The sequence below is a fragment of the Campylobacter concisus genome, from assembly GCF_002913865.1.
GTDB lineage: Bacteria > Campylobacterota > Campylobacteria > Campylobacterales > Campylobacteraceae > Campylobacter_A > Campylobacter_A concisus_AM.
On sequence record NZ_POYX01000058.1, the window covers coordinates 1 to 13,320 of the forward strand.

16 protein-coding genes are annotated in these 13,320 nt (G+C 39.4%); 10 read left to right on the top strand and 6 right to left on the bottom strand.

All coding sequences use genetic code 11. The features are described from left to right. The 6 genes from CYP77_RS03700 to CYP77_RS03725 form a co-directional block, all read right to left on the bottom strand. Positions 1-277, bottom strand: a 277-nt coding sequence (locus tag CYP77_RS03700) for a DUF6980 family protein (protein ID WP_103599694.1), incomplete at its 3' end; no start/stop codon positions are given. A gap of 68 nt (positions 278-345) precedes the next feature. Beyond that, positions 346-960: an ATP phosphoribosyltransferase gene (gene hisG / locus CYP77_RS03705; protein WP_002941288.1), complete on the bottom strand. Its 615-nt coding sequence runs from the start codon at positions 958-960 to the stop codon at positions 346-348. After that, on the bottom strand, positions 957-1,586 hold the full coding sequence (locus tag CYP77_RS03710; protein ID WP_103566596.1) for a type III pantothenate kinase: 630 nt from the start codon (positions 1,584-1,586) through the stop codon (positions 957-959). Before CYP77_RS03710 ends, hisG begins: the two co-directional genes overlap by 4 nt. Further along, positions 1,573-1,905: a hypothetical protein gene (locus CYP77_RS03715; RefSeq protein ID WP_103566592.1), complete on the bottom strand. Its 333-nt coding sequence runs from the start codon at positions 1,903-1,905 to the stop codon at positions 1,573-1,575. The genes CYP77_RS03710 and CYP77_RS03715 overlap by 14 nt, the downstream gene beginning before the upstream one ends. Beyond that, a complete protein-coding gene (locus CYP77_RS03720) occupies positions 1,902-2,909 on the bottom strand; it encodes an L-seryl-tRNA selenium transferase (protein ID WP_012140326.1) in 1,008 nt (335 codons plus the stop codon). The genes CYP77_RS03715 and CYP77_RS03720 overlap by 4 nt, the downstream gene beginning before the upstream one ends. Continuing rightward, positions 2,909-3,472 (bottom strand): hypothetical protein, encoded by a 564-nt coding sequence (locus CYP77_RS03725; protein WP_103566589.1) that lies wholly within the window; start codon positions 3,470-3,472, stop codon positions 2,909-2,911. The genes CYP77_RS03720 and CYP77_RS03725 overlap by 1 nt, the downstream gene beginning before the upstream one ends. A gap of 124 nt (positions 3,473-3,596) precedes the next feature. On the opposite strand from CYP77_RS03725, the gene gatC reads away from it, so the two are divergent. The 10 genes from gatC to CYP77_RS03775 all read left to right on the top strand — a co-directional run bounded on the left by gatC (position 3,597) and on the right by CYP77_RS03775 (position 13,313). Further along, entirely contained in the window at positions 3,597-3,884 is a 288-nt protein-coding gene (gatC, locus tag CYP77_RS03730) for an Asp-tRNA(Asn)/Glu-tRNA(Gln) amidotransferase subunit GatC (RefSeq protein ID WP_002941258.1), read from the top strand. 3 nt (positions 3,885-3,887) lie between these two features. After that, the gene (locus CYP77_RS03735; RefSeq protein ID WP_103566585.1) at positions 3,888-5,021 is read left to right on the top strand and encodes a type IV pilus twitching motility protein PilT; all 1,134 of its coding nucleotides are present in this window, start codon (positions 3,888-3,890) and stop codon (positions 5,019-5,021) included. Then, entirely contained in the window at positions 5,021-5,632 is a 612-nt protein-coding gene (locus CYP77_RS03740; RefSeq protein WP_103566703.1) for a CvpA family protein, read from the top strand. Before CYP77_RS03735 ends, CYP77_RS03740 begins: the two co-directional genes overlap by 1 nt. Before the next feature lie 2 nt (positions 5,633-5,634). After that, the gene (locus CYP77_RS03745) at positions 5,635-6,102 is read left to right on the top strand and encodes a Fur family transcriptional regulator (protein WP_002941362.1); all 468 of its coding nucleotides are present in this window, start codon (positions 5,635-5,637) and stop codon (positions 6,100-6,102) included. Between the two features lie 4 nt (positions 6,103-6,106). Next, entirely contained in the window at positions 6,107-7,615 is a 1,509-nt protein-coding gene (lysS, locus tag CYP77_RS03750) for a lysine--tRNA ligase (protein ID WP_223227457.1), read from the top strand. Then, on the top strand, positions 7,612-8,856 hold the full coding sequence (locus tag CYP77_RS03755) for a serine hydroxymethyltransferase (protein WP_103566575.1): 1,245 nt from the start codon (positions 7,612-7,614) through the stop codon (positions 8,854-8,856). The genes lysS and CYP77_RS03755 overlap by 4 nt, the downstream gene beginning before the upstream one ends. Next, positions 8,856-9,398, top strand: a complete 543-nt coding sequence (locus CYP77_RS03760; RefSeq protein WP_103566701.1) for a DUF1882 domain-containing protein — start codon at positions 8,856-8,858, stop codon at positions 9,396-9,398. Before CYP77_RS03755 ends, CYP77_RS03760 begins: the two co-directional genes overlap by 1 nt. A gap of 9 nt (positions 9,399-9,407) precedes the next feature. Further along, positions 9,408-10,301, top strand: coding sequence for an SPOR domain-containing protein (locus CYP77_RS03765; RefSeq protein WP_103566568.1), 894 nt, complete (start codon positions 9,408-9,410; stop codon positions 10,299-10,301). Then, positions 10,298-11,086: a shikimate dehydrogenase gene (locus CYP77_RS03770; RefSeq protein WP_103566564.1), complete on the top strand. Its 789-nt coding sequence runs from the start codon at positions 10,298-10,300 to the stop codon at positions 11,084-11,086. The genes CYP77_RS03765 and CYP77_RS03770 overlap by 4 nt, the downstream gene beginning before the upstream one ends. A gap of 250 nt (positions 11,087-11,336) precedes the next feature. After that, the gene (locus tag CYP77_RS03775) at positions 11,337-13,313 is read left to right on the top strand and encodes a hypothetical protein (RefSeq protein WP_103566558.1); all 1,977 of its coding nucleotides are present in this window, start codon (positions 11,337-11,339) and stop codon (positions 13,311-13,313) included. Positions 13,314-13,320: the final 7 nt, after the last annotated feature.

Here is a 13,320-nt window from a genome sequence, read left to right on the forward strand (position 1 = left end):
TCTTCAACCACCAACCATAATTTAAATATACTTTAGGAATTTCATCATTATCAATATCTATTCCTAATTTTTCCATTTTGTCAAACCATTTATCTCGTTTTGATTTTGGTAATTTTGTACCACAAAAAGGGCAAAATTTAATTGAAATACTACTTGTGCCACCATCGTGAATAATAATTCCATATTCATCAAATTTAGGATAATACGAGATAAGCACGTCTGGGCAATCATAAATATTGTTATGAATCTTGCAATTTAATTTCGTTGCCTCTTTCATTTGAGAGCAACAATGTTTTACCTTAACCATTTTTCCTTTATTTGTGCTATTTGCTTTTTTTCAAATTTTTACTTTGAAATTTCATCTTTTATCTTTTGATAAAGCTCCAAAATTTCATCTTTTTTGATGATAAAACTATTTTTATTTGCGATCAGATAGGCTGAGCTTTGCATGATATCGCCAGCCACTTTTAGCCCATTTTGCTTCATGGTTGAGCCAGTCTCGACCACATCGACGATCGCGTCACTTAGCCCAACAAGCGGTGCTAGCTCGATCGAGCCATAAAGCTTGATGATCTTGACGCCAACTGCAAGCTTGGCAAAATAGTTTCGCGTGATATTTGGCATTTTTGTAGCGATCTTTAGCTCAGACCTTGAAAAATCAAGCTCATCTTCGTTTTTTATGCCGATGCAGACCTTGCACTTGCCTATTTGTAGATCAAGCAGCCTCACCACATTTGGCTTATGCTCTTCAAGCACATCAAGGCCGACCACGCCGATATCTGCAGCGCCTTCGGTGACGTATGTTGGTATATCTTGGTTGCGAACCATTAAAAATCTAAAATTTCCCTCTTCAAGGATAAGCTTTCTATCCTCAAACATAAAGCTAGAACCAAAAATTTTTCTAAAAATTTCAAGTGTATCTTCTGCGATCCTGCCCTTTGGCAAGGCTACTGTTATCATTTTAAAATTTCCTTTTTCTCGTCGATTATTTTTTGCATGGCACGAAAGATCAGCATCTTGTCGCAAATGGCATTTTTAAAAAATTTAGATAAAAAGTCACCATCTCCGCCAGTAAAATATACTTTTTTGCTGCCTGCAAGCTTTGAAATGAGCGTGATAATGGGCTTTATGATGCCATAGCTCACAGCGTCGCTCGTCTTTTGAGGCAACGCATCGATGTCTATTTGCGAATTTAGTGTCACATCAAGGCGTGGAGAGATGCTTTTATAGGTATTTAACATAGTTGCGATGCCTGGCAAGATGTAGCCGCCAAGATGAAGTGAGTTTGCCATTATATCGACAGTAATAGCACTTCCAGCATCTACTATAACGCCATCATTTATCATATAACAACCCGCTTTTCTATCTACGCCTAGACCTTGATAGATCGTGTCTATCTCAAAGTAAGGCTCCAAATTTACAAACATTTCATCCTTATCTATCATCCGCAAAATTTCTTCATTTACACAGATATAATAGACCTTTTCGTCTGGCTTGTAGTTTTTAAATTCACTAACTTTTATGTGTGTGATCTTGCCATTTTGCAAAAAAGAGGCGTTGGTGTTGCCGATATCACACAAAATCATAACAGCTCCAACCTTCTTCTTTAAAGTAGTTTAGAGATTTTGAGCAAATTTGAGAGTTGTAAAAAATAACACGTTTTTTGATCTTAGTTTGAAATTTCTCTTCAAATTTAGCGCAAATTTCATTTATCTCACCGGCTTCTTTGAGCAAAAGCCTACTCTTTGCACTTCTTAAAAAAACGATCTCGTAGAAATTTTTTGTATCAACACCAAAAAACGCCTCAAGCGAGCGTTTCTTGGTAAATTCGCTAAGCTCAAGCCTTTTTAGATCCCTTAGCAAGATCTTTTTAGCTTCAAAAAGCTCCCAAATTTTTTGGTTCATTGTCCCAGATTAACATACTCGTTATCGTAGTAAAATGCGCCATTTCCCATGAAGCTTTTATCTTTTATCTCATCGCTAAATTCATAAATTTCAGCTCCACTAAGGTCTAAATTTGTCTTTATAACATAGCCTGTTTTTTCGATGACATAGAGCTTATTGTTGATGATAGTAGCCGCTGAGAAGATAGCAAATTTGAAATTTACCTTATTTTGCTCTTTTAGCATGAGGTCTGTTCTTACTATCGTGCCATCTTTTTTAAAGATGTAAATTTCATCGTTATGAACTAGCACGTCTTTGATCTCACCGTCATAATAAACTGTCTGGCTTGGGTTGATGACGATTAGTTTTTTAGCTGTTGCTGCGATTAGATTATCGCCCTCAACGCCTAAAAATATGATGTTGTTAAAGAAATTTTCAGAGCTTACGACAACGTCGCGTAAAATTCTACCAGTCTCTTTTTGTACGATGTAAATTTTACCATCAAGCGCTGGATAGACGATGAGTGAGCTCATAAAGTAAGGTGCCACAACTCTTGAATCAACCGCTGCGATGTCAGATGAGCTATACTCCATTAGTGTCGTAGCTGTGTTGATATCGATTAGATAGATGTGGTTTGATGCGCTGATAGCTGCAAGTTGGTTTTGATCAAGCGAAGCTGCTACGATCGCAGTTGGAAATTTACCGCTATAAACGCTGTGGCCACTAGGATCAGTCACGTTTAGGTCTCCATTTATACTAGCCGAGATGACAAAGCCGTTGTTTTCGTTTAAGAAGTTGAAATTTTCAGGCAAAGTAACGCTTTTGTTTAGCCCATTTTTAGTGATGATGTTGCCATTATCCAGCGTTGCGCCATTTGCATTTGCTGATTTGATGTAAGAAGGAAGATCTTTTGACAAAGATATCTCACCAGAAGTTTGCGCAGGCTCAAAATATTGTCTTTTTGTGCCGCATCCGCTTAGAACTAAAGCCAAGGCAAAAGCCAAGAATAGTGTAAGTTTTTTCATTATTTTATTCCCTGATAGTGTTTTAAATTTTTAACTAAAGTTTGTAGTTGTGAGTCAAGTGCGATCTTGTTAAATTCGTCGTTTGCCTCTTTGATCTTGTTTTCTTTTAAAAGCTCAAAACCTTTTAAAAGTGCGTTATATTCTTTTAAAATTTCAGCATTTGCATCACCAGTTTGTGAAAGGATGATATCTTTTACGATCGGATTTACCTTTAAATTTGCAAGCTCGCTAATGCCTTTTGTATCATTTTTATCAAGCATCTGCCCAAGTGAAAAAAGTGCATACATATTTGGCTCTTTCTCCTTTAAAACATTTAAAGCGCTTGCGTCATTTGGATTTAAGATAAGCTTTGAATAGGCTAAATTTGCCTCCTCAACTCTGTTGTCGTTTAAAACCTTACTAGCGTAAAATCCAATGAGTGCGACGATAGCTGCCACGCATAGCACGATCAGCAAAGTTTTGTATTTCCTAAAAAAACGCTCTCCCTTTATCATACTCTCAAGAAACTGCTCTTGGGCGTCGATCTCTTTTTTTATCTCGGTTAAGTCTTCTTTTATAGCCAACGTTTTTCCTTGCTTTTGAAAAATTTTAATTCGCAGATTTTAGCATAATTAAATTAAAAGTAGCCCAAAATTAAAGCTTGAATGTGATATAATGCCTCAAAATCAATTAAAAGGTTGCTTAATAATGCAAATAGACGACACTCTTTTAAATAAATTAGAAAAACTCTCCGCATTACAAATTAATGATGAAAAAAGAGAAGAGATCAAGAAGCAATTAAGTGAAATCGTATCTTTTGTCGATGTTTTAAACGAGCTCGATCTAAGCAGCGATGAGGCCGTAGTCAGCTCTATAAAAGGTGGCACTCCATTAAGAGAAGATGAGCCACATTTAAGTAACGTTGTCGATGAAATTTTAAAGCACGCCCCTTCACGCGAGGGACACTTCTTTGCCGTGCCAAAGATCATAGAGTAAAATATGGATCTAATCGAACAACTAAGAGCGCAAAGCTCGGATGTCCAAACCAAAGCATCAGAGAGCAATCTCTCTGGTGACATCCAAACGCTTCTAAAAACCGTTGTTTTCAATAAAGCCAGTGACCTCCACCTAGTCTCAAGGTCTGAACCTCAGATAAGGATAGATGGCACTTTAAGGCCGCTTGAATTTGGCGTGCTAAGCGGCAAAGATATAGAAAATTTATGCTACGCTCTAATCACAGATGCCCAAAAGAGCGAACTTGAAAACAATAAAGAGCTTGACTTTGCCATAGAGCTTCCAAATATCGGTCGCTTTCGTGGTAACTACTACTACACGATGAATGGCGATCTAGCGGCAGCTTTTCGTATCATACCTATCGATATCCCTTCGCTTGATGATCTAAAAGCACCACAAATTTTTAAATATATCACCAAACGAGAAAAGGGCCTTATTCTGGTTACTGGACCAACAGGCAGTGGTAAATCAACAACGCTTGCTGCGATGCTTAATGAGATAAATTTAAATTATAGAAAGCACATCATCACCGTTGAGGACCCAGTCGAGTTTGTGCATAACAACAAAAAAGCCCTATTTTCACATAGAAATATCGGCACCGACACACACTCTTACTCGAAGGCGCTAAAATTTGCACTTCGCGAAGACCCAGATATCATACTTGTGGGCGAGATGAGGGATAGAGAGACGATCTCTACGGCTATTACAGCAGCTGAGACTGGACACCTAGTCTTTGGCACTCTTCACACAAACTCAGCTATACAAACTATAAACAGGATCGTTGATAGCTTTGATGGAAGCGAGCAGCTTCAAGTAAGAAATATGCTTAGCGTTTCGCTAACTGCTGTCATCTCACAAAGTCTGATACCAAAAATAGGCGGCGGAAGGTGCGCTGTGCATGAAATTTTGATAAATAATATGGCGATATCAAACTTGATACGCGAAAACAAAGTGCATCAAATTTACTCTCAAATGCAGCTAAATCAGCAACAAACTGGCATGAGCACGCAGACTCAAGCGCTGATGAAAGCACTAAAAGAGGGCTTGATCACAAAAGAAAACGCGCTAGCCTACTCAACTAGCCAGCAAGAACTTCAAAATTTAATAGGAACTGTATGATGGATTTAGTAACTTGGTTTGACATTATCGTCATCGCCCTTGTCCTGATACTTGGCGTAAAAGGCATAATAAACGGGCTTATAAAAGAGGCATTTGGGCTTATTGGACTTATTGGTGGCCTAGTTGTCGCTAGTAGATTTTCAGATGTAGCTGAGAGCTTCATAAGCAAAAACATCTATAAATTTGAAAATCCTTCATTTTTACAATTTGTCGCATTTATCGGACTTTGGCTGGTCTTTTGGCTAGTTTGTCTGCTAGTTGGCAAATTTTTATCAAAGATAGTCTCAGTAAGCGGACTTGGCTTTTTAGATAGACTTGGTGGATTTGTCATGGGAAGTGGCAAAATTTTCCTCACATTTTCTGCAGTCGTCGCCGTAATGTCAGGCACTTCGCTAAATAAAATGATCGAGCCATACTTCACAAACAGCAAGGTCTATCCGCTCCTACTTGAAACTGGTAGATGGATAACAAATATCGATGTAAAAAACATCAAAAATGAGCTAGATGAGATGGTAGTAAGACCAAAGGATACAAACAAGAGTGATGCATTTATATCAATGGATGCAAATGCAAGCACAAACACCGACACAAATGTCACCAAAGGGGAATAAAGATGATAGAAAATTTAGAATACGATGCCTTGCTTGAGAAATTTAAAAGAGTTCTTCGCGACAACGGTTTAAAATATACAAAACAACGTGAAATTTTACTAAAAACGCTTTATAACAACGACGAACACTTTACGCCAGAGAGGCTATATCTTTTTATAAAAGAGACCTATCCTGAGCTAAATATCGGCATAGCAACTGTTTATAGGACGCTAAATTTACTAGAAGAATCAGAGATGGTAACATCAATCAGCTTTGGCTCACAAGGCAAGAAATTTGAGCTTGCCACAAAGCCACACCACGACCACATGATATGCAGAAAGTGCGGCCTTATCATAGAGTTTGAAGATCCTATGATAGAAAAAAGGCAGATAAGCATCGCAAAAGAGCATGGCTTTAAACTAACTGGTCACATGATGCAGCTTTATGGAATTTGCGAAAAATGTTCAAAAAATAATATAAAGGGAAAGTAAGGTGATATTTGACAACCAACACGAAATTCAAAGATTAGAAAGCATAGATGAGCTTAGAAATTTAGGCATAAATCCATATCCACATTTTCTTAGAAGAGATATGAATATCTCTAAATTTAGACTTAAATTTAACTATATAAAAGATACAGAAGAGAAAAAAGCAGAGGGGCAGCTAGTTGGCCTTGCAGGTAGGATAAAGCTGATCCGTGACGCTGGTAAAGCGGTCTTTGCAAACATCGAAGACGAAAATGGAAATTTACAAATTTACTTTAGCAACAAGACGCTTGATCCAGAGTGGTTTAAAATCGTTAAGAAATATGTAGAAATAGGCGATATCGTCTATGTTAGAGGCTACGCTTTTATAACAAAAACTGGCGAATTTTCAATGCATGTAAATGAGCTTAGCTTAGCTACAAAATCAATAAGTCCGCTTCCTGAGAAGTACCACGGGCTAGTTGATGTTGAGACAAGATACCGCCAAAGATATCTTGATATGATAATGAACCCTGAAGTTAGGGCTGACTTTAAAAAGCGCTCGGTGATTATAAGCACGATTAGAAGATTTTTTGAAGAAAAGGGCTTTTTAGAGGTTGAAACTCCGATGCTTCACCCAATAGCTGGCGGCGCAAATGCAAAACCATTTGTGACATTTCACAACGCTCTTGGAGTTGAGAGATACCTAAGGATCGCACCTGAGCTATATCTAAAACGTCTTGTAGTTGGCGGTTTTGAGGCTGTTTATGAGATGAATAGAAACTTCAGAAATGAGGGTATGGACCTAACCCACAACCCTGAATTTACAAGTATCGAGTTTTACTGGGCATACCATAACTACCACGATCTAATGGGCATCACAGAGGATCTATTTAATGTCATTTTAGAAAAACTTGGCATGGAGAAAGTGATAAATTTTGATGGCATGGAGATTGATTTTAGCAAGCCATTTAAACGCATAAGCTATAAAAAAGCCTTAGTTGAGATAGGCGGACTTGCCGAAGATGTGGTAAATGATAAGGATAAAATTTTAACAAAACTAAGAGCTGATGGCTTTGAAGCAAACGAGAAGCTTGATCTTGGCCACTTGCAGGCTGAACTCTTCGATAACTACGTAGAGAGCAAGCTAATACACCCAACTTTTGTCATCGACTATCCGATCTCTATAAGCCCACTTTCAAGAAGAAGCGACACAAATCCTGACGTGGCAGAGAGATTTGAGCTATTTATCGCTGGTAGAGAGCTGGCAAATGGCTTTAACGAGCTAAATGATCCGATCGATCAATACAACCGCTTTAAAGCGCAGATCGATGCTAAAAACGCAGGCGATGACGAGGCACATGAGATGGACGAGGACTATGTAAAAGCCCTAGGATACGGCATGCCACCAGTTGCAGGCGAAGGCATAGGCATCGATAGGCTTGTCATGCTTTTAACAGATAAAAAATCAATACGCGACGTTGTCCTCTTCCCAGCGATGAGGCCACTAAAAACTGAGACAAAGGAGAACGAAAAATGAGTTTGCAAAGCTATGATAAAGATATTTACGACCTAGTAAATTTAGAGTTAAAACGCCAGTGTGACCACCTTGAGATGATCGCTAGCGAAAATTTCACATATCCAGAAGTCATGGAAGTAATGGGTTCAATCCTAACAAACAAATATGCCGAAGGCTATCCTGGAAAGAGATATTATGGTGGCTGCGAATTTGTAGATGAGATCGAGCAAATCGCGATCGATAGATGCAAAGAGCTTTTTGGATGCGAATTTGCAAACGTTCAACCAAACTCAGGCTCACAGGCAAACCAAGGCGTTTATGGAGCTTTGCTTAACCCAGGCGATAAAATTTTAGGCATGGATCTAAGCCACGGCGGGCACCTAACTCACGGCGCAAAGGTAAGCAGTTCTGGCAAGATGTATGAGAGTTTCTTTTACGGCGTCGAGCTTGATGGTCGCATAAACTACGATAGAGTTATGGATATCGCAAAGATAGTAAAACCAAAAATGATCGTTTGTGGCGCTAGCGCATACACAAGAGAGATCGAGTTTAAGAAATTTAGAGAGATAGCTGACGCTGTTGGCGCGATACTCTTTGCAGACGTTGCTCACATCGCTGGCCTAGTCGTAGCTGGCGAGCATCAAAATCCTTTCCCACACTGCGACGTCGTAAGCTCAACTACGCATAAAACTCTAAGAGGCCCAAGAGGCGGTATCATCATGACAAACAACGAAGAGTACGCTAAAAAGATAAATTCTTCTATCTTCCCGGGCATCCAGGGCGGACCACTAGTTCATGTCATCGCTGCAAAGGCAGTTGGCTTTAAGCACAACCTTAGCCCTGAGTGGAAAATTTACGCTAAACAAGTAAAAGCAAACGCTAAAAAACTTGGCGAAGTGCTAATAAGTAGAGGCTTTGAGCTAGTGAGTGGCGGCACTGATAACCACCTAATCCTAATGAGCTTTCTAAACCGCGAATTTAGCGGAAAAGACGCAGATATCGCTTTAGGAAATGCTGGTATAACTGTAAATAAAAATACAGTTCCAGGCGAGTCAAGAAGTCCGTTTATCACAAGTGGCATACGTGTAGGCAGCCCAGCTCTAACAGCTCGTGGCATGAAAGAGGCTGAGTTTGAGCTAATAGCAAACAAGATCGCCGACGTGCTAAGCGACATCAACAACGCATCTTTACAAGAGAAGATCAAGGGCGAGTTAAAAGAGCTAGCTCATAAATTTATAATCTACGATAAAGCGACATTTTGATGCAAAGTATTGATACATCTCTTATAAAGATAATAACGACCCACTACTACATCAAACGTGACACGATCGTCAATAAGATAGAGTATAAGGGCAAAATTTTCTTTGATAAATTTGAAAAGATCAACGAACCACTAACTTATAGTGTCATGAAAGAGCATGAGGATGGCAAAGCTATAATCGCCCACTCGCTAATCAATGCAAGCGACAAGGTCGAAAACATAGTCTTTGACTACAACGGCAGAACTCCAGATAGGTTTTGGCATAGAGCGCAGCTTCTTTTAAGAGAAGAAGGCTTTATAAATTTCACAGCCTACGAGACCAAGACCCCAGGACATTTACACCTTTATGTGCATAAAGGTCACACTACGCTAAATGAAGCTTGCACGCTTGCAAATATGCTAAGCGCAAAGCTCTCGCAAAAGTTAGCCAAAGAGTGGAGAATGTTCCCAAATCAAGATATGCCAAAAGAATTTAACATCCTAACTTTGCCATATAACCTCTATCAAAAAGAGCGCGGGGCAAGTTGGTCAAAATATATGTAAGGAGAGATAATGGAAAACGAAGAGTTAAAAGATATACTTTTAGAAAAAGATGATGAGGCAAAGGGCGCAAAACTAAAGAAACTTCTTATGTTTATAGCAGCTCTTGTTATACTATTTTTAATCATCATCGTAGCCATGAAGCTTATAAACTCAGGCGACTCAACACAAGCACAAAACGAAGCTGACTCAAGACTAGTTCTGCCTCCAGTGCCAGCAGAGCAGCCAGTCGATACTCAGGTGCCTGCACAAGATACAAATTCAGATGTTAAAAAAGGCGATACTCAACTTTTCGAGCAAGTGCCTATCGTTCCTGAAAATAAGCAACAAGATGATTTTGAAGATATGATCAAAAAGCTAAAAGATAAAGAAGGTGCAAAATCAGCTCCTAAAACTGAAGAGCCAAAAGAGATAGTAAAAGCTGTCGAGCATCCAGCTGAAGCACCTAAAAAAGCTGAGACAAAGGTAGAAGCTCCAGCTAAAAAAGCTGAAACAAAAAGCGAAGCTAAAGCAGAGAAAAAAGCTGAAGCAAAGCCAGCCAAAACTGAGGCAAAAGCAGAGAAGAAAGCTGAAACTAAAGCTGAGAAAAAACCTGAAACAAAGGTAGAGAAAAAGGCTGAAACTCCTGCAAAAGCAGAAAAAGCTGAGAAAAAAGCTGAAGCTCCAGCAAAGGCTGAGAGCGTCGCAAAAGGCTCTTATGTTCAAGTATTTGCAACTAGCAAATTTAACCCAAATGCCGACTATATGAAAAAAATAGCAGCTAAAGGTTATAGCTACAAAACTATAAAAGCTGGCGAGCTAACTAAAATTTTAGTTGGTCCATTTGATGAAAAAGGGCTACAAAAAGCCGTAAATGACATAAGAAAAGATGTCAATAAAGACGCTTTTGTCTTTAGAGCAAAATGAAAACCTTCGCAGTTTTTGGAGATCCGATAGCTCACTCGGTATCTCCAAGACTACACAACAAAGCCATTGCCGATCTAGCTCTTGATGCCCTATATACTAGGGTTTTGCTAAAAGATGGCAATGAGCTAATCAATAAATTTAAATCCCTAAAACTAAACGGCGCAAATGTCACGCTCCCGCATAAAGAATTTGCTCTAAATTTAGCCGACGACGCCTCAGAGGCAGCACGTAAAATAGGCTCTGCAAACACTTTAGTGCTAAAAAATGAGAAAATTTATGCCTACAACACTGACGCACCTGGCTTTTTAAAAGCGATATCAAATTTCAAAGAGGCAAAAAGCGCCATCATCCTTGGAGCTGGAGGCACCGCAAATGCCCTAGCCTACGCACTTAAATCACAAAACATAGATGTTTGCATACTAAATAGAAGCAAGGCAAGACTTGATAAATTTAAAGATCACTATGAGTGCTTTAGCTGGGATGACTATAAAGAGCACAAATTTGATCTAGTGGTAAATTCGACCTCAGCAGGGCTAAAAGATGATCTTTTGCCAGCACCAAAAGAGATTTTAGATGGCATTTTAAAAAGCGCTAAATTTGCATTTGATGTGATATATGGCAAAGAGACGCCATTTTTAAAAGAGGCAAAAAGGCAAAATTTAGCATGCAAAGACGGAGCTGATATGCTCTTGTACCAAGCGGTTTTAGCGTTAAATTTATTTTATAATGGCAGCCTTGATGAGAAAAAGATAGAAATTTCTATGCGAGAGGCTTTGAGTTTATAAATTTTAAAATTTAAATTTTATTTTTAGAAAAATTTACCTCATATTACAACACTTTGTTGCTTTTTTATTTTGTTAATTTTGCTATATCTTTCAAAGTATATCCCTAATACTACGCATTTTATATCTATTCAAGAAGCTATTTGTGACATTTTATAATATAACGTTATATTGTACTCTAGTACAATTGTGACATATTTTCAAAGGGATATAATCAAACTTAGAATATAAAACTACATAAAAAGGGGAATTTATGGCAAGTATTATAGGCGTGGTTAAAAGTGTTTCAGACAAAAATGCAAGGGTTGTAAATAACCTAACAAAAGAGGAGAGAGCGCTAAATGTAAGCGATATACTCTTTCAAAATGATACTATCATCTCAGATGATGCAAATTTTAAAGTTGAAGTTGCCAAAGTTGGTGGCTCGGACAAAGTTTTTACTGGAAAGCGTGTCGATCTTACAAATTTCGCAGATGATAGCTCTAGCGCACAAAGTAGCGGTAACGACGAGATCGCTAGCTTGCAACAAGCCATCTTAAAAGGTGAAAATTTAACAAATTTAGAAGAGACAGCAGCTGGTGGTGGTAACCAAGCTGGCGGTAACGCTAGTGATGGTGGCGTTAGTCTTGGAGCAGCTAGCTTTGCTCAAGGTGGTCACTACTCAAACATAAATGCAAATTTTCAAAATCTAAGCGACATATCAAGAGCTGAAGCGCCAAGCGTGAGCTCTGTATCAGGCTACGCAGATGCTGGTGCAAGCGGCACAGCAAGACCTGATGAGATAGAAATTTTACACGTTGATAAAGAGATATTTGCCAAATTTGCAGCCACAGAGCTAGATATAACAAATATCGTAAAAGCAAGGGTTGATGAGGCAAAAGCTAAGATCGAGATAGCTAAAAACGCAACATACGATAACGAAACTTTTACCAAAGAGTACTCATGGAGCTATAAAAAAATGCCAGATGGCTTTTTAGACAAGACAAACAAGGCAGTCGCGACTAATCACCTTGACTGGATGGATATAAAAAACACAACCAACGATAACCTAGTAGATCTAAGGATAGGCGGAAGGGAATTTGCACTATTAGGTGGCTCATCAGGCAACAACGTCGTCTTAGGTGGTGGCGATGAAAGAGCGCCTAGTGAGATTACGGTCGATGACACCGTAGCACTTGGCAACGCTTCAGGCAACAACATCATAAGCTTTGAGACAAATGACCCTACATTTCGTGCCTCTATCGAGAGCGATGCTACAAGCGGAGATAACACCATCTTATCTGGCGGAAGCAGGCTAAATGCCGGCCTTTACGCAGTGTCTGGTCACAATGTAGTAGACGGCAGCCACTCATCTAGCATAGAGGTAAAAATAGGCGGTAGGTCGTATTCAGACGCGGGGTCAGCGTGGGGGATAAACGACAAAGATGACTCTTTCATCTCACAAGCTGACAATACCGTGCTTGGAAGCGACAATGCTGATTATGTAAGTTTTATAAACGCAGCAGGAAACAACCTTATCGATCTAGCTGGCGGCAATGATGAAGTCTTTATCTCAGATAGAGCTGGCGGCACAAATGCTACCATATATTTAGGTGATGGCGATGATGTTTTATCAGCAGGACCGGTAACTAGCTACTATACACATGTAAGGCAAAATTTAAATATCGATGGTGGAGCTGGCAATGACGAGATAATAACCATCAGCAAGCAAGGCACCTACCATATAAATGGCGGAAGTGGTGACGACACGATAATAATGAGCGCGAACAACTTTAATGGCGTAGTTGATGGCGGTGAAGGCTATGACACGCTAAAGCTTGCCACGCAAGGGCAGGCTGAGACTATCGACTTTAGAGCACTTGCTAACGGCGAGCTCGACGCTAAGATCAATAACATAGAAGAAATTTCATTTGACACAAGACAGAGCGTAAGCTACGATGGCATTAGCGGTGACGGCTCAGGCGTACATATCAAAAACATAAACGCGCAAGACATTCTTGATATCACGGACGATAAGGATGTGGTGCTTAAATTTACAAGCGGCAACACAAGCGGAAATTCGCTTTCGCTTGATGGCTTTAGTATCTCAAGCGACCAAGGCGGCGCGCAAGCTGGCTACACTAGATATGAAAGCAAGCTAGTTAGGGTGCTAAACGACGACACTGGCGAGCTCTCAGCTCCAATGACTGTAAAGATCGATATAGAAAATACAACAACAGTTGATCTTTAAAATTTAG

Bases quoted from the DNA above. Each gene is read 5' to 3' on its own strand.
- CYP77_RS03770 (WP_103566564.1), top strand. From the start codon at position 10,298: ATGAAAACCTTCGCAGTTTTTGGAGATCCGATAGCTCACTCGGTATCT.
- gatC (WP_002941258.1), top strand. From the start codon at position 3,597: ATGCAAATAGACGACACTCTTTTAAATAAATTAGAAAAACTCTCCGCA.
- CYP77_RS03755 (WP_103566575.1), top strand. From the start codon at position 7,612: ATGAGTTTGCAAAGCTATGATAAAGATATTTACGACCTAGTAAATTTA.
- CYP77_RS03760 (WP_103566701.1), top strand. From the start codon at position 8,856: ATGCAAAGTATTGATACATCTCTTATAAAGATAATAACGACCCACTAC.
- CYP77_RS03715 (WP_103566592.1), bottom strand. From the start codon at position 1,905: ATGAACCAAAAAATTTGGGAGCTTTTTGAAGCTAAAAAGATCTTGCTA.
- CYP77_RS03740 (WP_103566703.1), top strand. From the start codon at position 5,021: ATGGATTTAGTAACTTGGTTTGACATTATCGTCATCGCCCTTGTCCTG.
- hisG (WP_002941288.1), bottom strand. From the start codon at position 960: ATGATAACAGTAGCCTTGCCAAAGGGCAGGATCGCAGAAGATACACTT.
- CYP77_RS03745 (WP_002941362.1), top strand. From the start codon at position 5,635: ATGATAGAAAATTTAGAATACGATGCCTTGCTTGAGAAATTTAAAAGA.
- CYP77_RS03765 (WP_103566568.1), top strand. From the start codon at position 9,408: ATGGAAAACGAAGAGTTAAAAGATATACTTTTAGAAAAAGATGATGAG.
- CYP77_RS03720 (WP_012140326.1), bottom strand. From the start codon at position 2,909: ATGAAAAAACTTACACTATTCTTGGCTTTTGCCTTGGCTTTAGTTCTA.
- CYP77_RS03710 (WP_103566596.1), bottom strand. From the start codon at position 1,586: ATGATTTTGTGTGATATCGGCAACACCAACGCCTCTTTTTTGCAAAAT.
- CYP77_RS03735 (WP_103566585.1), top strand. From the start codon at position 3,888: ATGGATCTAATCGAACAACTAAGAGCGCAAAGCTCGGATGTCCAAACC.
- CYP77_RS03775 (WP_103566558.1), top strand. From the start codon at position 11,337: ATGGCAAGTATTATAGGCGTGGTTAAAAGTGTTTCAGACAAAAATGCA.